General features: G+C 33.6%; 16 protein-coding genes. 8 read left to right on the forward strand and 8 right to left on the reverse strand.

Annotated elements, in window-relative coordinates:
* The first annotated feature begins 178 nt into the window (after nt 1–178).
* Both OZP06_RS15345 and OZP06_RS15350 read left to right on the forward strand, forming a co-directional pair.
* The gene (locus OZP06_RS15345) at nt 179–973 is read left to right on the forward strand and encodes a HipA family kinase (protein WP_269222642.1); all 795 of its coding nucleotides are present in this window, start codon (nt 179–181) and stop codon (nt 971–973) included.
* Entirely contained in the window at nt 951–1,334 is a 384-nt protein-coding gene (locus OZP06_RS15350) for a DUF3037 domain-containing protein (protein WP_269224626.1), read from the forward strand. The genes OZP06_RS15345 and OZP06_RS15350 overlap by 23 nt, the downstream gene beginning before the upstream one ends.
* Before the next feature lie 331 nt (nt 1,335–1,665).
* Here the strand turns inward: OZP06_RS15350 and OZP06_RS15355 are convergent, their stop codons facing one another.
* Together OZP06_RS15355 and OZP06_RS15360 are read right to left on the reverse strand one after the other, a co-directional pair.
* Nucleotides 1,666–2,073, reverse strand: a complete 408-nt coding sequence (locus OZP06_RS15355; protein WP_269222643.1) for a VOC family protein — start codon at nt 2,071–2,073, stop codon at nt 1,666–1,668.
* A 136-nt stretch (nt 2,074–2,209) separates the two neighbouring features.
* On the reverse strand, nt 2,210–2,656 hold the full coding sequence (locus OZP06_RS15360) for an SRPBCC family protein (RefSeq protein ID WP_269222644.1): 447 nt from the start codon (nt 2,654–2,656) through the stop codon (nt 2,210–2,212).
* Nucleotides 2,657–3,579: 923 nt separating this feature from the next.
* On the opposite strand from OZP06_RS15360, the gene OZP06_RS15365 reads away from it, so the two are divergent.
* Both OZP06_RS15365 and OZP06_RS15370 read left to right on the forward strand, forming a co-directional pair.
* The gene (locus tag OZP06_RS15365) at nt 3,580–5,775 is read left to right on the forward strand and encodes a TonB-dependent receptor (protein WP_281323939.1); all 2,196 of its coding nucleotides are present in this window, start codon (nt 3,580–3,582) and stop codon (nt 5,773–5,775) included.
* 4 nt (nt 5,776–5,779) lie between these two features.
* The gene (locus OZP06_RS15370; protein WP_269222646.1) at nt 5,780–6,634 is read left to right on the forward strand and encodes a DUF4249 family protein; all 855 of its coding nucleotides are present in this window, start codon (nt 5,780–5,782) and stop codon (nt 6,632–6,634) included.
* A 218-nt stretch (nt 6,635–6,852) separates the two neighbouring features.
* Here the strand turns inward: OZP06_RS15370 and thrC are convergent, their stop codons facing one another.
* The 3 genes from thrC to thrA form a co-directional block, all read right to left on the reverse strand.
* Entirely contained in the window at nt 6,853–8,142 is a 1,290-nt protein-coding gene (thrC, locus tag OZP06_RS15375; protein WP_269222647.1) for a threonine synthase, read from the reverse strand.
* Between the two features lie 85 nt (nt 8,143–8,227).
* A complete protein-coding gene (locus OZP06_RS15380) occupies nt 8,228–9,148 on the reverse strand; it encodes a homoserine kinase (RefSeq protein ID WP_269222648.1) in 921 nt (306 codons plus the stop codon).
* 88 nt (nt 9,149–9,236) lie between these two features.
* Entirely contained in the window at nt 9,237–11,684 is a 2,448-nt protein-coding gene (thrA, locus tag OZP06_RS15385; RefSeq protein ID WP_269222649.1) for a bifunctional aspartate kinase/homoserine dehydrogenase I, read from the reverse strand.
* Nucleotides 11,685–12,340: 656 nt separating this feature from the next.
* Between thrA and hutH the strand changes: the two genes are divergently transcribed.
* The 4 genes from hutH (at nt 12,341) to OZP06_RS15405 (ending at nt 17,605) form a co-directional block, all read left to right on the forward strand.
* Nucleotides 12,341–13,855 carry a histidine ammonia-lyase gene (gene hutH, locus OZP06_RS15390; RefSeq protein WP_269222650.1) on the forward strand — a complete coding sequence of 505 codons (1,515 nt, stop codon included), beginning with the start codon at nt 12,341–12,343 and terminating at the stop codon, nt 13,853–13,855.
* A 49-nt stretch (nt 13,856–13,904) separates the two neighbouring features.
* Nucleotides 13,905–14,549: a DUF47 family protein gene (locus tag OZP06_RS15395; RefSeq protein ID WP_269222651.1), complete on the forward strand. Its 645-nt coding sequence runs from the start codon at nt 13,905–13,907 to the stop codon at nt 14,547–14,549.
* 28 nt (nt 14,550–14,577) lie between these two features.
* Nucleotides 14,578–15,912 carry an inorganic phosphate transporter gene (locus OZP06_RS15400; RefSeq protein ID WP_269222652.1) on the forward strand — a complete coding sequence of 445 codons (1,335 nt, stop codon included), beginning with the start codon at nt 14,578–14,580 and terminating at the stop codon, nt 15,910–15,912.
* 532 nt (nt 15,913–16,444) lie between these two features.
* Nucleotides 16,445–17,605, forward strand: a complete 1,161-nt coding sequence (locus OZP06_RS15405) for an IS110 family transposase (RefSeq protein ID WP_269222240.1) — start codon at nt 16,445–16,447, stop codon at nt 17,603–17,605.
* Between the two features lie 156 nt (nt 17,606–17,761).
* Here the strand turns inward: OZP06_RS15405 and OZP06_RS15410 are convergent, their stop codons facing one another.
* From OZP06_RS15410 to OZP06_RS15420, 3 genes are all read right to left on the reverse strand, one after another.
* Entirely contained in the window at nt 17,762–18,277 is a 516-nt protein-coding gene (locus tag OZP06_RS15410; RefSeq protein WP_269222653.1) for a YetF domain-containing protein, read from the reverse strand.
* Nucleotides 18,278–18,387: 110 nt separating this feature from the next.
* On the reverse strand, nt 18,388–19,758 hold the full coding sequence (gene rimK, locus OZP06_RS15415; protein WP_269222654.1) for a 30S ribosomal protein S6--L-glutamate ligase: 1,371 nt from the start codon (nt 19,756–19,758) through the stop codon (nt 18,388–18,390).
* Nucleotides 19,759–19,897: 139 nt separating this feature from the next.
* Complete coding sequence (locus OZP06_RS15420; RefSeq protein ID WP_281323940.1) at nt 19,898–22,465, reverse strand: ATP-dependent Clp protease ATP-binding subunit; 2,568 nt, start codon at nt 22,463–22,465, stop codon at nt 19,898–19,900.
* Nucleotides 22,466–22,711: the final 246 nt, after the last annotated feature.

Here is a 22,711-nt window from a genome sequence, read left to right on the forward strand (position 1 = left end):
CAACTTTAATAATGTCTCATTTTTTAGTTTATTATTTAAATGTTAGCATAGTTAATTGTTGATATACTTTTAACGGGTTTAAACTGCCTACTTAAAGCTTAGCATCTTAGTTTCTTAGTAACTTAGCATCTTCAAAAAGAATAGTTATTTGTAAGTTTGTAGTTCGTAAAATTGTACCATGAAAAAACCACTTGAATTAAGAACCGTAAATGTTACGCGCTACATTTCGCCGCTGCGGGAAGGTGGTTCGTTGCCCGCACTTGCCGAAGCGGATGATGATTTTAAATATGTTTTGAAATTTAGAGGTGCGGGACATGGTGTAAAAGCCTTGATTGCTGAACTGATAGGCGGTGAAATTGCTCGAGTTCTCAATCTAAAAATGCCCGAATTGGTATTTGCCAATCTCGACGAAGCTTTTGGCCGTACCGAAGGCGATGAGGAAATTCAGGATTTACTGCAAGGAAGCCAGGGACTAAATCTAGCATTACACTTTTTGTCTGGCGCCATTACTTTTGATCCCGTAGTGACCAAATTATCTGCTGAGTTGGCATCGCAAATTGTTTGGTTGGATGCTTTTATTACCAATGTTGATCGCACATTCCGGAACACCAATATGCTTATTTGGCACAAAGAGTTATGGCTCATTGATCATGGTGCTTCACTCTATTTTCACCATTCTTGGAATACATGGGAAACACATGCCAAAAGTCCTTTTGCCCTGATAAAAGACCATGTGTTGTTGCCTCAAGCCAGTGAATTGGTAGCAACCGATTATGCTTTCAGGAAGTTACTTACCAAAGAAATATTGCAGGATATTGTTAATTATATACCAGAAGATTGGCTCCATTGGGAAGACAACAAGCAAACTCCAGACGAAATCAGATCTATTTACTTTCAGTTTTTGTGGACAAGATTAAATTATTCCGAAATTTTTATAAATGAAGCCCAAAATGCAAGAGAAAAACTTATATGAATATGCCGTTATTCGTGTTGTGCCTAAGGTAGAGCGCGAAGAATTCCTAAATGTAGGCGTAATTCTGTTTTGCAAAAGCGCCAAATTTATAAAAATGCTCTATTCGGTTAATGAAGCTAAGTTGCTGCTATTTTCAGAAGATTTTGATTTGGAGCAACTCGAATTGAATTTGGCTTCCTTTCAAAAAATTGCTCACGGAGGTAAATCCGGCGGGCCTATTGGCGAGTTCGATATTCCGTCTCGTTTTCGTTGGCTCACTGCTATCCGAAGCTCGGCAATACAAACTTCCAGACCGCATTCGGGTTTCTGCACAGATTTGGATAAAACCATTCAACGCTTGTTTGAAGAATTGGTTTTGTAACTCCTACCATTTTTATAATTTGGGCGTAACCCCAAAGCAGAAGATTTCGTAAATGATTCGGCTTCCTGCTACTTTGGGGTCGGGCTTTTGGTTTTATTCCCGATTTAGAAAAACTACGGCTAAAAAGTCTTGTTTTTATAAATCGGGAGATACCTCCGCAAATGAAATTCACTGAACTCCAATGAAAATAAATACAATGTGAGGTAATCCCTTACGCGAGATTCACGGGGAAGGAGAAATTTAGTGGTGAAAAGTTGATGTAAAAAAACTACAAGATAACGGTTTGTTATTTTGTAGTTTTCAATTAGGGTTAGCTATTGGACTTATTTTATTATGCTGTTGGAAATTTTGAAACATCCATATAGAAAATTTCCCAAGTGTGCCCATCAAAATCTTCGATAGTCCGCTGTTGCATAAAACCATAATCTTTCATTTCGCTAGGTTCTATTCCGCCAGCCTTTAATCCATTTGACACAATGCTGTTCACTTCATCAACACTTTCAGTCGATAATGAAAAAAGTCCTGCTACCTTTGATTTTGTGTCTGCAATTGGTTTGGTTGCAAAGTTTGAAAACTTTTCGTGTGTCAAGAGCATTACAAAAATATTTTCGCACCAAACCATGCACTTTCCACTGTCATCCGAAAATTGAGGATTAATTTTAAAGCCTAATGCAGTATAAAAAGCCATAGATTTTTGCAAGTCAGTTACTGCTAAATTGATAAAAATTTGTTTAGCCACTTTTTTTTAGTTTTTTAATAAGAATATTTATTGCTTGTTTTGTCATTTCGACGAAGGAGAAATCTCATTAGTTGCTCATGTAATGTTATTTTTCCTTCGTTGAAATGACAAATGAATTATATATGGTTGTACTGCGTTAAGCATCTGGGATATTCGGTTCTACCAAACGTTTTAATTTATCTAAGGATTCTTGCCAGCCTAAATAGCACATTTCAGTGGGTATTGCATCAGGTATTCCTTCCTGTGTGGCAATAAGTTCTGTACCGCATAGTACTTTCCGGAGTTCGATTGTGGTAATCATTTGTCCCGGTAAGTTTGGGGCGTCAAACTCGTCGGTGTATTTTAATCGTTCATTCGGCACAATTTCTAAATATTCGCCACCAAAAGAATGACTGTTACCCGTAGTAAAATTAGTAAACGACATTTTGTATTTTCCGCCAATTTGGAAATCCATGCTATGTACTTTGCAGGTAAAACCATAAGGAGGAATCCAAGACACCATTGCATCTGCGTCTGAGAATGCTTTGTATACTTTTTCTGGAGGTGCCGAAAAAACTCTATGAAGTGTAATTTTATTTGGCATGTTTTTTTTTATTATTATAAAGAAAGTTAAAATTACTGTTTTCTGGATTAAATTTATCTGGTTTGTTGAAATAAACTTTTTCTCAAATGCTAGCGCGAGCGTCACGCTCGTTAGATTTCCTATTGGCTTTTCGTGGCGTTCACGAGCGTGATGCTCTCGCTAGCAGGGAAGAGATATTTTTTGGTATAAAAAAACCATTTAAATTTTACAAATCACTGGCAAAACTTAAATGGCATTAAATCAAGACTATTGGGTTAGATTGTAATTCTTTAAAAAATCTTATAGGACTTATATGGTTTATTTTTTTTTAGAAAAAACTACTTAGAATTCAAAAAAGCCTTTAATTCATCATAAGTTGAGATTTTCACACTCACTTTTTCTTTGTTCATCACGCTTTCTATTTGTGTTGGCAATGGCAAAGTAAAGCCCAAAGTTAGTATCCCTACTTTACAAATTTTAAGATAAACCCATATAAGATGGAATGTCTTAAAAAAGACTACAAAAAAGTTTTCTTTTACAATAATACTTTTAAGAACAAAAAAAGCAACGTTATATTTTTCATTGTTAAGATTTGATTTTTACTCAGTGTGTTAATTAAGTCTATAGAGAAGTAACTTTCTTAATTTCATTCAACAAATTTCACAATATCGATTACCACACTGAAAACCAATATATTCAGATGTGTTTCGATTGTTGTTTAGAATGAGGATTGTTTTTTATAAATGTTAAATCTGTTAAATATTTCTTTTAAAATTAACATTTAAATAAAAGTTTTTATTTAAATGTTAACATATTTAAATCGTAAATTAAAGGTTCAAAATAACTAACCATTGAAGCAAATTGTACTTATACTATTACTAGTGGGTAACACTTTTTTTGGCCAAAATAAAGTGATACTCAACGGTGTCGTATACTCAAGTACTATGCAAGAAATCAAAGGAGTATCGGTTAAGATCGCATTGCAACAACAGATTTTTAACACCGTAACAGATTCTATAGGTTTTTTTCTGTTGAAAATACCAAAAGGAGTTTGCCATATTGATGTATCTTGTGTCGGATATAATAGCTTAAAACAGGAATTGTCTATTCAAAAGGACACATCCCTTTCGTTTGTGTTAGAATTAGAAAACACCGTTTTAGAGACTGTTGTTATTTCAACTCTTGCTAAAAAACAAATAAAAACTGTAAGTGGCGGAAAATTATCTTTTGACCCTCATAAGTTGAGTTTGGTTCCTAATTTGACAGGAACAGTTGATGTTATTAAATTGTTGCAGTTAACTCCAGGAGTTCAAAATTCTGGTGATGCTAATGGGTATTTGTATGTTCGAGGAGGAGATCCAGGACACAATTTAATGCTTTATGCTAATGCTCCTGTATATGGAATGGCTCATTTATTAGGTGTTTTCCCGTTCTATAATGCCGATCCAATTCAAGAAATTCAATTTGATAAATCGAGTACATACGCTGGATTTGGTGGTAGGTTAAGCTCGACTGTTTATGTAACTCCTTATCGGGAGATTCCCAACAAAATTTCGTTAGAAGGAAATGCAGGTATGTTGGCATCTCAGCTTACTATGGCAGTCCCGATCGGTACGAAAACAGGTATGTTTATTTCGGGTCGAAAAACCTATATTGATGAAATAATTGGGCCTCTATTTTCTTCAAATAAAAAGAGTAAAAACAATGAAAAGGATTTTAATTATGGTTTTTCAGATGGTAATTTTATCTTTATTTCAGAGATTTCGAGAACACAAAAATTTGTTTTTGATGCTTTCATAAGTGGAGACGTATTGAAAATAGTGGATTCAAATATGGGTCTCGATGCAAAATTAAAATGGAGTAATTTTGTTTTAACACCCTCTTGGGAATCAACATTTTCGGAAAAAGTAAAAATGGTTAATTCGGTTTATTTTTCTATATATGAAAATGACTTACTAATGAGACAAGAGAATGTTCAGTTGGGTATTTCTTCCTATGTAAAAGAATTTGGGTTTACTAATACAGTAAATTATACCCTTGGCAAAATACCTTTTGAAAGTGGATTTCAATGTGCTTATTATGAATTACAACCGCAAAACATTGAAATTGAAAATATAAAATCGATAGCGAACACTGGAAAATCAATTACTACACATTCTAGTAATTACGCTGTATTTGCTATTGCCAAACCAAAATTACTGGAGACAGTTAGTGCCGAAGTAGGCTTGAGATTCAATTACTATTATGCAGGCGCAACAAGAACTTCAGATCATAATTTTCAATTGGAACCTCGTATTCGGGTGAGCTATAGTCCGACAACTAAAGATGCTTTTTTTGTGTCTTATACTAGGCAAAATCAATATTTGAATTTGGTAACCACTTCTAGCATTGGTTTTCCAACCGATTTTTGGGTTGCTAGTGGCAATGGGATTCCATGGCAATCGGCGAATTCTTTTTCGGGAGGCTACAGTCGAATTCTATCTAGCGAATATAATGTTTCTCTTGATGGATATTACAGATCGATGCATAATCTACTCGAATATCCTTATGGAGTAACCCAGTTTAACGAAATTTCAACCTTAGAAAACGATTTGCTTGTGGGGAATGGGGAGGCTTATGGATTCGAATTTATGTTTAAGAAAGAAAGAGGAAAACTAAAAGGATGGTTGAGCTACACAAACAGTTGGTCTATACGCCAATTTGATGAAATCAATAATGGGAGTCCTTTTTATTCTAAATATGATAGGCGACATAATCTTGCTCTGGTTGGTACCTATGATTTTAATTCTAAATGGTCTGCTGGAATAACCCAGGTTTTTAGTTCGGGAAATCGGTTTACCATGCCGATAACTTGGTATTTTATAAATAATAATCCAATTAAAGAATATGGAAACTATAATAATGCATTGATGCCCAACTATTTTCGTACCGATATATCTGTGATTTATTGGTTTGTAAAAAAACCAAAAAAAGAAAGCGCATTGAGTATCTCTATATACAATGCATTAAATATTTCAAATCCTATTTATATCCATTTTAATTTGAATATAGATAACGAAGGGCGTTCAGTTTCTGTTAATCAAGAAGAAAAATATATATATGGCATATTACCTACATTGAATTGGAAATTTAAATTTTAGAAAGATGAAAACAAACTATTCAGTACTGATTTTGGTGTTTCTTTTGGGATGTACTACGGTGGATTATAAGGAAGAGGTAGAAGTGGTTTCAAAAATAGTATTACAGGGATATATAGAAGAAGGAGACGTTTCTCATGTTGTTTTATCCACAAGTGTACCTATCGGATCAACGGTTGATACTTTGTCGATTCTGAAACATCTATTTCTCTTTGCAAAAGTTACCGTTTCGGATGGAACCAACTCAGAAGTATTGATTCCGCAATTTGATAAAAATTGGATTCCACCTTTGATTTACACTGGAAAAACTATTGTTGGAAAATCAGGAAATACCTATAGCATAAAAGTCGAATATGTTGGAAGTATTTTAAAATCGACTACTACAATTCCAAAGTCTGTTCCTATTCGAGAATTAAATTATGTTAAAAATAATCCCTTAGATTCAACGGGTTATGTTTTTGTTAAATTTGTTGACCCAGTTAATGAAAAAAATCATTATCAGATTTTGACGAAAGTCGATGGAAAAGAACCTGTTTATGTTCCCGCTTTCTATGGTAATTTAAATGATGACAATTTTTCATCTTCGGCTGTTAATTTTCAAATTAATAGAGGAGTATTATTAATAACAAGTAATCAGTTTAAGCCTTATTTTTCTGATGGCGACTTTGTATTTGTAAAATTAAGAACAATGGATAAGGCAGCTTTTGATTTTTGGAATGATTATCAAAATGAAATCGTTAATGGTTTAAATCCAATTTTCCCCGCCAATACAAGTTTAAAGTCTAATATCATTGGTGGTTTAGGTATATGGGCGGGATATGGTGTATCGGTTGTTTCGTTGCAAACTAGAAAACAAGAATGAGGTTGTTTTTATTGATTGAAAATCTAGAATGCTTTTGTTCCTCTAATTTAATAGTTAATTTAGAAATAGTATTTCTACTTTATTCACAATAGTAGTAACAATATTTTTTTAGCAGGACTTAAAGTTCACTTTAGCGAATTATAAGCCTTGCTAAAATAAAAAATAAAAAAAAACATCAACCTTTCGGTCAATGTTTCGTTTGAAAATAATGTTTTTTATTAACCTAAAAAAGCCTTTAATTCATCATAAGTTGAGATTTTTACACTCACTTTTTCTTTGTTCATTACGCTTTCAATTTGAGTTGGCAGGGGCAAAGTTACGCCTAAAGCAGGTTCTACAACATCTAAGAATTTAATAGGATGTGCCGTTTCTAAGAAAACACCAATCGCGTCTGGTATGTTCAGCAATTCTTTTTTCAATCCCAAATAGCCAACAGCTCCGTGCGGTTCGGCGATATAACCTCTTTCGTTATAAATGGCTTTTAATGCTACTAAAGTTTCAGCATCGGTAAAAGTGTATGACGTAAAATCTTTTTTGAATTGCTCCAAATCATTTTGATACATTTCTTGAATACGGATGAAGTTACTTGGATTTCCAACGTCCATAGCATTCGAAATCGTAGCAATCGATGGTTTTGGGTTGTAAATTCCGTTAGAAAGAAATCTTGGTACCGTATCATTAACATTGGTAGAAGCAACAAAATGTTCAATTGGCAATCCCATTTTCTTAGCAATAATACCCGCGCAAATATTACCGAAGTTTCCGCTTGGGCAAGAGAAAACTAATGGTTTACCTTGACTTTTTAATGCTTTGTAAGCAAAGAAAAAGTAAAACATTTGCGGCAGCCAACGGGCAATATTAATCGAATTGGCAGACGTTAGTTGCATATGGTTCAGGCTTTCGTCCAAAAAGGCTTTTTTGACCATGTCTTGGCAATCATCAAAAACACCATCTACTTCAAGGGCTTTTATATTCTGACCCAAAGTTGTTAATTGTTTTTCTTGAATGTCACTTACTTTTCCTGAAGGATAAAGAATTACGACATCAACACCTTTTACACCAAGAAAACCGCTGGCTACGGCTCCTCCAGTATCTCCGGAAGTGGCTACTAGAACGGTATTTTTACTTTCGGCATTGTCTTTGTTAAAATAGGCAAGGCAACGTGACATAAAACGCGCTCCTACATCTTTGAATGCCATGGTTGGACCATGAAATAATTCAAGGGAATAGATTCCATTTTCAACTTCGACCAAAGGAAAATCAAAACATAATGTTTCGGATATGATTTGTTTTAACGTTTCGGCAGGGATTTCGTCTCCCACAAATTGTTTGATGGCTTCAAAAGCGATTTCTTCATGGGATAAACTTTCGATAGTTTCAAAAAAGCTTGGAGCCAAAGGCGTAATAGTTTCCGGAAAATACAACCCTTTGTCGGTTGCCAATCCTTGTATTACCGCTTCCTGAAAAGAAACGTTTGGTGCATTATGGTTTAAACTGTAATATTTCATTCTTCTTAGTGATTAGTGAATAGTAATTAGTGAATAGTCCTTAGTGATTAATACTAATTACTAATCACTAAGGACTAAATACTTCTTAAATAATTTTCATCCCTTCGTCATTCACTTTGGAAACGTGAATTTCATAAGGTAAATTCATTTGATCGTAAACGGCACTCATGGCTTTGGCAATTTTGTCGGCGTGTTCCTTTCCTTTGCTTAAAGCAAAAATAGAAGGCCCAGAACCAGAGATTCCAGAACCCAAAGCTCCGTTTTCATAAGCCGTTTGTTTGATTAAATCAAATCCAGGAATCAGCATACTGCGAACGGGTTCTATGATTTCGTCGTGTAATGAACGTCCGATTAATTCATAATCTTGAGTGTACAATCCCGCTACTAATCCGCCCACATTTCCCCATTGGGTAATGGCACTTTTTAAGGAAACAGTTTGTTTCAGTACGGAACGTGCATCTGATGTTTTTAATTCAATTTGTGGATGAACTACAGTTGCATATAATTCAGATGGACTTTTAATTTTGATGATATCCAAAGGATTTGAACATCTTACCAAAGTAAAACCTCCCAAAAGGGCAGGGGCAACGTTGTCTGCATGAGCATTACCGCTGGCTAATTTTTCGCCTTGCATGGCAAATTTCACCAATTCTTTTCTTGTAAAAGGGCGTCCCAACAATTCATTGATTCCAAAAACCGCACCCGCTGAACTGGCAGCACTGCTTCCGATTCCGCTTCCTGCCTTGATGTGTTTGTAGATCTCGATTTCAAATCCGAATTCGGTTTCCACTTCTTCTAGCATTGCCAAAGCAGCAACTCCGGCCACATTGTTTTCGGTTTCCATTGGTAAATCGGCTCCCAATATTTTTGTAATACGCACTCCTTTTACGTCTGATTTGCGAACGATCATTTCATCGCCAGCAGTCGCTAAGCAAAGTCCGAGTACATCAAAACCACACGAAAGATTCGCGATAGTGGCTGGGCAGAATATTTTTATTTCTTTCATTTTTTTTAGTTTTTGCCACAAAGGCACAAAGACATAAAGTTTTTCTAGTCAGTTTTTAACTGATTACTAATTAACTGATCACTGAACACTAGTTATTACCTATTCGAATCACATCAGCAAAAATTCCCGAAGCGGTAACAGCAGCTCCTGCGCCAGCTCCTTTTATCAATAAAGGTTGATCAACGTAACGATCCGTATAGAATAAAACGATATTGTCTTTTCCTTCCAAATTGTAAAATGGATGGTCTTTTGGGATGAATTGCAAACCAACGCTAGCTTTTCCATTTTCAAATTGAGCAACAAATTTTAATCGGCTTTCTTTTTGATTGGCTTCAGCCAAAATTGATTCAAAGTGTTTTGCATGTACTTTTAATGAAGTGAAAAAATCCTCATTGTTGGTAGTTTCCATACATGCTGCCGGAAGAAATGATTTGTTTTCGATAGCATCAATTTCCATTTGGTAACCGCTTTCACGAATCAAAATAAGGATCTTTCTGGCTACGTCAATTCCGCTTAAATCTATTTTTGGGTCTGGCTCTGTAAACCCTTGAACTCCAGCTTCTTTGACTACGTCATGAAAAGTATTATTTTCATCAAAATTATTGAAAATAAAGTTCAAACTACCTGACAAAACGGCTTGAATTTTATGTACTTTATCTCCAGATGCAATCAGGTTTTTTACGGTATCAATAATAGGTAATCCAGCTCCAACGTTAGTTTCAAACAAGAATGGTGCATTGAATTGACGGGATAAACTTTTTAAGTTTTTGTAATTGTCATACGCAGATGAACATGCAATTTTGTTACAAGTTACTACGGCAACGTTTTGTTTTAAATACTGCTCATAAGTTTTAGATACTTCTTCATTGGCAGTAATGTCCACAAAAATACTGTTACGTAAATTGAGTGCTTTTACGTTGGCAATAAACTGTTCTTTGTTGGCAGTTTCTCCATTTTCCAAAAGGGATTGCCATTCTTTCAATGGAATTCCATCTTCATCAAAATACATTTTTCTAGAATTAGAAACTGCAATAACTCTAAGGTTTATTTTTAAATTTTCTTTTAGGAATTTCTTTTGCTGGTTAATTTGCTCGATGAATTTCTCTCCTACATTTCCAACACCCATTACAAACAAGTTTAATTGTTTGGTGTTCTCTTCAAAAAAGTTTTCGTGTAAAGTGTTTAATGCTTTTTTAACGTCTCTTTCATTGATGACAACCGAGATGTTTCTTTCGGAAGCACCTTGAGCTATCGCACGAATGTTGACGTTGTTTTTTCCTAAAGTACTAAACATTCTTCCGCTCAAACCTTGGTGGTTTTTCATGTTTTCACCTACCAAAGCAATAATGCAAAGGTTTTGTTCTACAATACAAGGATCAATTTTGTTTTGGGCAATTTCGATTTGAAACGCTTTGTTGATGGCGTTTTCGGCAGTATCGGCATCTGAATTTAATATACCAATACATATTGAATGTTCCGATGATGCTTGAGTGATAAAAATGACGTTAATGCTTTCATTCGATAAAACTTCAAATAAACGTTTAGAAGAACCTGCAACCCCAATCATTCCAGAACCTTCCAGAGTAATCAAAGTAATGTTGTCAATATGGCTAATCCCTTTTACAGGATTTGTTTGTGCTGAAACGGCATTTGAAATTAGAGTTCCTTCGGCTTGCGGTTCGAAAGTATTCTTGATTAAAATGGGAATGTTTTTTCTTAAAACAGGCTGAATTGTTGGCGGATACAATACTTTGGCACCAAAATGAGACAATTCCATGGCTTCTTGATACGAAATTGTAGCGATTGGTTGTGCTTGTTTTACAATTTTTGGATTGGCTGTAAACATTCCGTTCACATCAGTCCAAATTTCCAAATCACTTGCATTTAGAGCACCTGCAATAATTGCTGCAGTATAATCAGACCCACCACGACCTAAAGTAGTGTTAATTCCATCTTCAGAAGTGGCAATAAAACCAGGCATCACTACGACTTGATTGTCATTGGATGCAAAAAAAGCTGCAATTAATTGGTTTGAAACCTCAAAGTTTACAGCTGCTTTACCAAATTGATTATTGGTTTTGATTAATTCTCGACTGTCTTTATATCCGCTATTTTTTAGCTTTTGTTTTAAAGCTTCGGCAATGATATAAGACGATAGTAATTCTCCAAAACTTAAAATAGTATCCAAAGTTCTTGGGGATAATTCACCCAAAAGAAAACATCCATCAAGCAATGTTTCTAAGTGATTGATGATTCTTTTGATATGACTTAATAATCCACTTTGTTCACTAACTGGAATAAGTTGCTTTAGTGCTTCTAAGTGTTTTTTCTCAATATCGGTAACAATGTCTTTAAAGCTTTCATCATTAGCCGCTGCTTTCGAAGCTGCTAATTGCAGTAAATCGGTCACTTTGCTTAAAGCGGATACGACTACTACAAGTTTTTCTTCTTGGGCTTTGTTTATTACGATGTCTAAAACTAATTTTATGTTTTCTGCATTGGCTACCGAAGTTCCGCCAAATTTTAATACTCTCATGATAAGTTTGTATTTGTTTTATTGTAATTTATTTTCGTTATTTTATTTGATAAACATTCTTGTCAAAGTCTAACGATTTTATAGTATTTTTTTTTAAAATGCAAATGTCTTTTATACACCCAACACTTTCTTTCTTTTAAAGAAAAGTACAGTTAATAGGATTATATGTAAAATGTATACCCCTAAGGGGTAGTAGTTGTAGTAGATGTAGTTGTAACAGCAAGTTCAACTCTAGTTTGAGTTGTTATCGAAGGATGATATGTACTGTTAAAATTTTTCATTTTTGATTTTCCAAAAGTACTGTTTTTTATAAAAAAACAAAGCTTTTGGGAGTGTTTTTACGAATAGTTTAATATTTGATTTTAATATGGGATAAAATTTAATATTGCATAATTTATTTCTGCTTTTATTGAGATTATCTTTGTTTTAAAATTGATTTTCATCGGGGTTTATGTTGATTATTAATCAAAAAATGCGGGTATTAATTTTAAAACAATAATTGTAAACTTTGTTCGATTTATATGTTTTTATATAAGATATATTGGGGCTAATTTAATAAAGTTGAAATAGGTTTAAATCATATTTTTAATTATCCTCAAAAATAATTGCTTTTTAATATTGATTTGTTGAATTTTGAACACTTAAAATCAAATGAAATGGATAATATACATTATATAAGTACAAGCCTACTTTCTTTCGAAAGTTTACAAGAGATTATTTCGCATCATAAATCAATATCACTTTCTGAAGAAGCTAAAACAAATATTCTAAAGTGTAGAAAGTATTTAGATGCTAAAATGGCTTCCAATTTAGATCCTATTTACGGAATTAATACCGGTTTTGGGTCTCTTTGTAATGTGAAAATATCCAATGAAAATCTTTCTAAGCTTCAAGAAAATCTTGTAAAGTCTCATTCGTGTGGAATAGGGGATGAAGTTCCAAATGATATTGTTAAACTAATGTTGTTGCTTAAAATTCAATCGTTAAGTTATGGGCATTCAGGAATTCAGTTAGAAACGGCTCAACGATTGATCGATTTTTATAATAAGGATATCCTTCCTATAATATATACCCAAGGATCCTTGGGGGCTTCTGGGGATTTAGCTCCTTTGGCACATTTGTCATTGCCTTTATTAGGAGAGGGAGAAGTTTGGTTCGAAGGTAAAAAAGTGCATTCGAGTGTTGTGTTAAAGCATTTTGGATGGGAGCCAATCGTTTTAAAATCCAAAGAAGGTTTGGCATTACTTAATGGAACTCAATTTATGAGTGCTTATGGTGCACATATTTTGATGAAAGCCAATAAATTTTCTTATTTAGCCGATTTAATCGGAACAATTTCCTTAGAAGGTTTTGATGGTAGAATTGAGCCTTTCAATGAGTTAATACATTATATACGACCACATAATGGTCAAATCGCAACAGCCAAAAGGGTAAAAGAATTTTTGGATGGAAGCGAAATAATAGAACAACATAAAAATCATGTTCAAGATCCCTATTCTTTCCGATGTATTCCACAAGTGCATGGAGCTTCAAAAGATGCCTTTGATTATGTAAAAAAAGTGTTCAAAACTGAAATTAATTCGGTAACCGATAATCCTAATATTTTTATCGAAAGCGACCAGATTATTTCAGGAGGCAATTTCCATGGACAACCGCTGGCTTTAGCATTGGATTTTATGGCTATCGCATTGGCTGAACTTGGTAGTATTTCGGAACGTAGAACGTATCAATTGATTTCAGGATTGCGAAATCTTCCTGCATTTTTAGTTGATAATCCTGGTTTGAATTCTGGATTTATGATTCCGCAATATACTGCTGCAAGTATCGCAAGTCAAAATAAACAGTTGGCGACTCCATCAAGTGTAGATAGTATTGTTTCGAGTAATGGACAGGAAGATCATGTGAGCATGGGGGCAAATGGTGCTACAAAATGTTTGCGAGTAATGGATAATTTGGAACGCATTTTGGCTATAGAATTAATGAATGCTTCACAGGCAATTGAATATCGTAGACCTTTGCAGTCTAGTGACTTTATCGAAATGTTTTTAAAATCCTACAGGGAAGAAGTTCCTTTGGTAAATGAGGATAGGATATTGCATTATGATATTGAGAAAACTGTTTCCTTTTTAAATAGTTTTCAAATAGAAGAAGATTTGTTAACATTAGCTTAACATTGGCTTTAAATAATGAATTAATTTTGCACTACTAAAAAATAAACAAATGTCATTAAATAGTATTTTTCAATTTTTAGTCCCAAAGGACAAAAAATTCTTTCCTCTTTTTGAAGAAGCGTCTAGTAATTTAATCGAATTGGCTTCAATTTTACACGAAGCTGTAAATCTTCCTTTGAAAGAAAGAGAAGCTCTTTTTGTGAAAATAGATGAATTAGAACAAAAAGGAGAGGATATTACTCGTCAAACCAATTTGGAATTGAGTAGAAATTTTATTACTCCTTTTGATAGAGAAGATATTCACTCTTTGATTACTTCAATTGATTATGTAGCTGATTATCTTCATGGTGCTGCTTCTAGAATGCGTTTATATCAAGTGGATAAAATTACAAAGTCCATTCGTAAAATGACTGAAATCAATTTAGAAGCCTGTCAAAACATTGATGTTGCTGTTAAAGAGTTGAAAAACTTAGAAAACATGAAAACCATCACCAATGCTTGTGCTAAAATCAATAAATTGGAGAATAAATCGGATATGGTTTACAATAAAGCCGTTTTTGAGATTTTTGAAAACGAAACCGATGCCAAAAATATCATTAAATACAAAGAAGTGTTGTCAGTTTTAGAATCAGCAACCGATAAATGTAAGAGTGTTGCCAGTGTTTTGGAATCCATTACAGTAAAACATTCTTAATTTAATTCGATCAATCTAAGATATAGATATGACTTTACTCATAATTATTATAGTACTAGCATTAATTTTTGATTATATTAATGGTTTTCATGATGCTGCCAATGCAATTGCTACAGTAGTAGCGACAAAGGTGTTATCTCCTTTTCAAGCAGTACTTTGGGCCGCTTTTTTTAACTTTTTGGCCTATTGGGTATTTGGTTTGGGAGTGGCAAATACGGTTGCAAAAACAGCCGAAGCAAGTGAGATTAACCTTGTTGTTATTCTAGCTGGTGTTGTTGCGGCAATAATTTGGAATTTAATTACCTGGTGGCAAGGAATTCCTTCAAGTTCATCCCATACTTTAATTGGTGGTTTTGCTGGTGCTGCATTGGCTCATGCTTTTGCTGTACATGGATTTTCTGATTACACTATAGATGGAAATGTTCATCATTGGTACAATATTGTAAGCTGGTATAAGGCAGGAAAAGATGGTGGAATGCCATCAGGAGTGCTTATTATTATTGCCTTCATTGTATTGGCTCCTTTATTAGGTGCATTGATGTCATATTTAATTTCAATTTGGTTGCTAAATGCTTCTCGAAAAAGTATTTTTCCAAAGATTTTTACGGTGGCCTTAATGATTTTAACTATTTGGTTTGTTCAAGGTCAAATGGTGAGCTTTGCAGATATTGAAAAACCTCGTTTTGTTTCACATTTCTGGAGTGTTGTTTTTGAATCACATAACATAAAATGGTTTTTGGTTGCTTTTATCATACTAACAGTAAGTTTGTTTTGTTTGATATTCAGTAGTCTTAATTTGCACCAAGCCAATGCATGGTTAAAGAAAATGCAATTGGTTTCTTCTGCTGCTTTTAGTTTGGGACATGGAGGTAATGATTCTCAAAAAGTTATGGGTATTATTGCAGCTGCAGTTGCTGTTTATATTCAAACAAGTGGAGTTGCAATAGAAAGTCTACCGGATTGGTTACAAGTAACCCTTGCTAACGACGATAAAGGTATCAAAGGTGTAATGCCAGATTGGATACCATTAGCTTGTTATACTGCAATAGCAGTAGGAACACTTAGTGGTGGTTGGAAAATTGTAAAAACAATGGGGTCAAAAATAACTAAAGTGACTTCTTTTGAAGGTGTAGCGGCAGAAACTGCTGGAGCATTAACTTTATATATCACAGAACACTTCAAAGTACCAGTAAGTACAACGCATACAATCACCGGATCTATTATTGGTGTAGGTTTGACTAAAAGAATTTCAGCTGTTCGTTGGGGTGTAACAGTTAGTTTAATTTGGGCTTGGGTTTTAACTATTCCAATTTCAGCTTTATTAGCTGCTATCTGCTACTACTTTCTTAGTATTTTCTTGTAATATTTTTCACTGTCAAAATTTATAAAAAAAAACCATTCGTAATAGAATGGTTTTTTTTTACATGCAAAAGAAAAATTTTTAAAACCCAGATATTCTGCTTTTGAATTCGTCATGAAGTCTAACATAGAATCAGAATTTGAAATAGTATTTTTAGGAGCACAGCGTTGCGTAAGGAAGACCAAAAGTCCCGCTATCCGTTATATTCCCAATTAACAAAAACTACGGCAAAAAAAGCCTTGTTTTTCTAAATCGGGAGATGCCACTTCTATCGGGGCTCATATCTTTGACTATGTTAAAAATATGAAATGTATCTTTGAAATACAACAATTGATAAGCAAAACGAAATGGCCAAATTCTATCGGGGCGAAATACATCTTTTGATGATATTGTAGACATTAGGTTAATCCATTTCGTTTTTATTACATTTCGAGTCACAATAGTACTTAAAGACCAGAATTTAATTTGGATCTTGTATAAAAAATGAGCAAAGATTTATGTAATATTTTGTTTATTGATTCTAAATCAAAGAGTTATGAATTTAAAGTATTCTGTTGGATTAGACGTTTCAAGCAAAAAAATTAATGCTTGTATTAGTGTTATTGATGAAAAACAAAAGGTAACTGTAAAGTCAAGTACCATTATTTCTAACACATTAAAAGGATTTTCTTCTTTGGAAGAGTGGATTTTAAAGCATAAAAAGGAAACTATTCCTGTGGTAATTTGCATGGAAGCTACAGGGATTTATCATGAGAATTGTGCTTATTGTTTGTTTGGGAAAGGATTTGATGTTTCTATAATTTTGCCTAATAAAGCAAAAAAATATTTGGAAGCTATTGGGCTCAAATCAAAAAATGACAGCATTGATGCCAAAGGATTATCACAAATGGGAGCCGAACAGTGCTTAGATTTATGGCAACCAATGGGATCCTTTTTCTATGAATTACGATTGTTGACAAGGCAACATCAAAATGTTACCGAATTGAAAACGGTTTTAAAAAACCAATTAGATGCGTTGAGTTTTGCAATGCACCATTTGGATTCAGTTACAAATCAATTAGAGCAAACCATAATTTTATTTGAGACACAGCTCAAAGAGTTGGACAAAGAAATAAAGATTCATTTGAAATCTAATAAAGAAGTTTATGACAAGACTGAAAATATATTGAAAATGAAAGGATTAGGAATTTTAACATTGAGTACTATTTTGGCTGAAACCAACGGTTTTACATTATTTACGAATTACAAACAGTTAGTGTCTTATGCGGGTTATGACGTAGTTGAAGCACAATCAGGAAAGCGTGTTGGTAAAACCAAAATATCAAAAAGAGGGAATTCAAGAATAAGACGCGCCTTACATATGCCGTCATTGGTAGTTATTCAATGCAAAGTTAAACCCTTCAAAGATTTATATGATAGAACCTATGAAAAACATGGAATAAAAATGAAAAGTTATGTGGCGGTTCAAAAAAAGATACTGACAATGATTTATCATTTATGGAAAAAGAATGAAGCTTACGATGCTATTTATCAGCTAAATATCCAAGAAGAGGAGCAAAAGTTGACCTCTCGGGCAATTGGCTTCGAAGAAGACACAATAGCAAAAAATAGCCCCAACATAAAAATTGAGGCTACACAAGGTAAACATCCAGTGAATAATCGCAAGAAGCTTCCTCTCGGTGTAACAAATATATAAAAATTAACCAAAATAAATTAGGTATTGAAGATAGTACCTAATTTAGAAATTTAGTGATTTATTCAACTTTCTCAAAAAAATAATAGCTGGATCAAATCTTTAATGGTTAGTGATAGAAAACAATCGAAAGAAAAGTTATTAGGAATTTAAAAGCTTTTACATTCCTTGAATTAAGTTTTTATGATTTTTTCTTCGCTTGTAATGGGTTTGTTTTAGCATTTTATCTCCAGTTATGATGCTAATATTACCATCAATTTCAAGCATAGCCAATTTTACATCAGCAAAATATTCAACTCCATGTTCCCGCATCGCTTCTTTTAATTCATCCGATGTGATGTTCAGTTTGCTTAAGATTTTAAAATCCAAAGTGCCATCATGAATGAGAATTTCAGGTTTTTCGAGCATAAAATCGCTGAATTTTTTAAAGCGATACATTAATTTTTTTAAAGTGAAATTAATTGTGAATAATACGGTTGCAGCTGCGATCCCACCCAAAAGTGTTGTGTTGTTTCCAACCATTGCATTTTGAACTGCATTGCTAATCAATAAAATCAAAATAACATCAGCAGTATTCAATTGTGATAATTCTTTTTTGCCAAAAATACGTAAGGCAATAACCATGAATAAATATACAGCTGCACTTCGGATAATTACATCAAGGTAGGGATTCATATTTTCGGATTTCGGATTTTGAATTCAAATTAAATAAGCTAAACAGCACGCTAAGTTTTTAAATTGTTTTTTCGATCTTCCGTCTGTTTTTAGTGTTCAAAAATAATAGGCTACTTAATTTTAAAATTCTTCTCAATTGCTTTTATCATTTCTCCAGCAATATCTTTATTGGTGGCACCTTCAATTCCTTCTAGACCTGGAGAAGAATTTACTTCAAGCAATAAAGGTCCTTTTGCAGAGCGAATGATATCTACACCAGCTACTTTTAAATCCATAGCTTTGGCTGCTTTAATTGCTATCTTTTTTTCTTCAGGTGTAACTTTAATTATTGATGCAGTACCTCCCAAATGAATATTAGCTCTAAATTCTCCTGGCATGGCTTCTCTTTGAATGGCAGCGACTACTTTACCATCAATTACAAAACAACGAATATCTTTTCCATTTGCTTCCTTGATGAATTCTTGAACCAAAATATTTGCATTCAGACTTTTAAATGCATTAATTACACTTTCTGCTGCTTTTTTGGTTTCTGCCAATACAACTCCTTTTCCTTGAGTACCTTCTAATAATTTTACAATAAGCGGAGAACCTCCAACCATTTTGATTAAATTATCGGTATCTAAGGGAGAATTGGCGAATCCCGTAGTAGGGATATCTACTCCATGATTTAATAAAAGTTGTAATGAAAATAATTTGTCCCTAGATTGTGTGATAGCAGTTGAGGAGTTTAAACAATATACTTTTAACGCTTCAAATTGCCTGGTCAAAGCGCAACCATAGAAGGTGATACTAGGCCGAATTCTAGGAATTATGGCATCAAATTGATTTAGTATTTTTCCACCACGATAATGGATTTCTGGAGTTTTGGCATCCAGTTTCATATAACATTCCTTGATGTTTAAAAAGTGCATTTCATGTCCGCGCATTTCTCCAGCTTCCATGATTCTTTTGTTGCTATAAAGTTCAGGATTGCTAGCCAAAAGTCCAATTCGTAATCCTGAACTGGCTTTTTCAGAATTAATATACAATTCTTTAAGGCTTTCAGGGGTTGGTTGTCCCAAAAGATATTTTTGTTCAGGATCAACTAATATTCTTCCGCTCATTGCTTCACGTCCTAAAAGCATTCTAAAACCCATCGAATCTCGATTGGTCAATGTCATCTCAATAGGCCATTTGGAATCCCCTATAGCTAGATTGGTCTGGATAACATAGCGATGTTCTCTAAATCCGCTTGAACTTTTTACGATTCTTTTATCTACCAATGGCGCTTCACAATGAATCACCGTTTTTATGTTGTTTTGTATTGGATTAATGTCAAATTTTACCCAATTGGCATCGTTTTTTATAAATGGAGCTATATTGATGGCATGCAAAGCAGATGTTTTGGCACCAGAGTCTACGCGAGCTTTAATTGTAGGAATTCCTAATTCTGGAAAAGAGCACCATTCTTCACTACCCAGTATAACTTTATTTTGAAGCATAAATTGATTTTTGTTGAACTTTTATATAATTATCAAATGTAAATATTTGTTTTTAAAAAATACAACAAATTTATATAAAGAATAAACCCGTTATGTTATTAAAACGTAACGGGTTTGTAATTTTATAAATTGTTGTAAATTATTGATTTGTAGGTTCTTCAGCTTGATTTCTAGGTTCTTCAGCTTTGTGAACTTTTACAGTCAATTCTTGAGAACCCTCTTCGATATCCATAAAGATCTCATCACCTGATGTGATTTTTGAAGTGATAATTTCTTCAGCAAGTGCATCTTCTACATATTTTTGAATTGCTCTTTTAAGTGGTCTTGCTCCAAATTGTTTATCAAATCCTTTATCTGCAATAAAAGCTTTTGCTTTGTCAGAAAGATTTAATTGATATCCTAATTCTTTTACACGATCAACTAATTTTTTCAATTCGATTTCAATTATCAAATTAATATCTTCTTTTTCTAAAGTATTAAATACAATAACATCATCAATTCTGTTTAAAAATTCAGGAGCAAAAGTTTTTTTCAATGCATTTTCAATAATGCTTTTAGAATTATCATCTGCTTGTGCTACTTTGGCAGCGGTTCCAAATCCAACTCCTTGTCCAAAATCTTTCAATTGACGTGCGCCAACATTTGAGGTCATGATAATAATTGTGTTTTTAAAATCAATTTTTCGACCTAAACTATCTGTTAAAAAACCATCATCAAGAACTTGTAACATCATATTGAATACGTCAGGATGTGCTTTTTCGATTTCATCAAGCAATACTACGCAATATGGTTTTCTTCGAACTTTTTCTGTGAGTTGTCCTCCTTCTTCGTAGCCTACATATCCTGGAGGTGCCCCAACCAATCTGGAGATTGCAAATTTTTCCATGTATTCACTCATGTCAATTCGAACCAAAGCGTCTTCAGAATCGAATAATTCTTTAGCAAGAACTTTAGCCAATTGTGTTTTACCAACACCTGTTTGACCCAAGAAAATAAAAGAACCAATTGGTTTATTTGGATCTTTCAATCCTGCTCGATTTCGTTGTATAGAGCGAGCTATTTTTAACACGGCTTCATTTTGTCCAATAACTTTATTTTGAATAAGTTCTGGTAATTTAGCCAGTTTGTTGCTTTCGGTTTGTGCAATACGATTTACAGGAATTCCAGTCATCATAGAAACGACATCTGCAACATTGTCTTCACTAACAAGAATTCGATTGTTTTTTGAATCTTCTTCCCATTGTTCTTGAGCAATTGCAAGATCTTTTTCTATTTTTTTCTCGTCATCTCTAAGTTTTGCTGCTTCTTCGTATTTTTGTTTTTTTACAACTAAATTTTTCAATTCACGAACTTCTTCCAATTGACGTTCTAAGTCTAAAATCTGTTTCGGTACATCAATATTGGTTATATGAACACGGGAACCAGCTTCATCAAGAGCATCAATTGCTTTGTCTGGCAAAAAGCGTTCTGACATATATCGATCTGTTAACTTTACACAGGCTTCAATTGCTTCAGGAGTATACGTTACATTATGATGGTCCTCGTATTTATCTTTTATGTTATTTAATATTGTTATTGTTTCTTCAACAGTGGTTGGTTCGACAATTACTTTTTGGAATCGTCTTTCAAGTGCTCCATCTTTTTCAATATATTGACGATATTCATCTAATGTTGTGGCTCCGATACATTGAATTTCCCCTCTTGATAATGCGGGTTTAAACATATTAGAAGCGTCTAATGAACCAGTCGCTCCGCCAGCACCTACAATAGTATGAATTTCATCAATAAAAAGAATGATATCATCATTTTTTTCTAATTCATTCATTACTGCTTTCATGCGCTCTTCAAACTGACCTCTGTATTTCGTCCCAGCAACAAGACTTGCCAAATCAAGTGTTACCACTCGTTTGTTAAAAAGAATGCGGGAAACTTTTTTCTGAATGATACGTAAAGCAAGTCCTTCGGCAATTGCTGATTTACCAACTCCGGGTTCTCCTATTAAAAGGGGGTTGTTTTTTTTACGGCGACTCAAAATTTGAGAAACACGTTCGATTTCTTTTTCACGTCCTACTACAGGGTCAAGTTTTCCTTCCTCAGCCATCTCTGTTAAATCTCTCCCAAAATTGTCAAGTACTGGGGTTTTAGATTTTTTATTTGATTTGTTGGCAGGATTATTAAAATTCCCTTCTTTAAGACTGTCATCTTGTCCTGAATCATCATTATATGATTCGTTTTTTGGCAAGTTTTCTAAAAATTCTTCTTCGTTTGGAGTCATATTAATGTATTGTTCTTTAGCTACATCGTAATCAATTTTAAGTTTATTCAATAGCTTGGTTGTGGGATCATTTTCATTTCGTAAGATGCATAATAGTAGGTGTGCAGTGCTAATTGAAGAGCTTTGAAAAACTTTTGCTTCTAAAAAAGTAGTTTTTAAAGCGCGTTCTGCCTGTCGTGTTAGGTGTAAATTCTTCTTTTCAATACTTACTTCAGCATTAGGACTGGCAGGACTTAGAATTTCAACCTTTCTCCGAAGGTGGTCTAGATCTATATCAAGGTTATTCAATATATGAATTGCTTTTCCATTGCCATCTCTTAAAATGCCGAGCATTAAATGTTCAGTACCAATAAAATCATGGCCAAGTCGCAATGCTTCTTCCTTGCTATAGGTAATAACGTCTTTTACTCTTGGTGAAAAATTATCATCCATAATATTATGTATTGTTATTGTAAATTTAGTGAATAAGATGTTTAAAAGCAAAAATCATACCTTTAAAATCGATTAAAGCTAATTGACAAAAAAAATAATGAACATACAGTTAAAACGAACTTAATTTATTAACTAAATGGCAATGTTAATTTGTTAATAAAATGAATAAAATTCTGGTTGTTTATACCTGAAATCATATTGAGAAAGGTTATATTAGCGGGATTTTTTAAAACAAAATAATTTTAA

The sequence above is a fragment of the Flavobacterium sp. IMCC34518 genome (assembly GCF_027111095.2).
In the GTDB taxonomy this organism is placed as follows: domain Bacteria; phylum Bacteroidota; class Bacteroidia; order Flavobacteriales; family Flavobacteriaceae; genus Flavobacterium; species Flavobacterium praedii.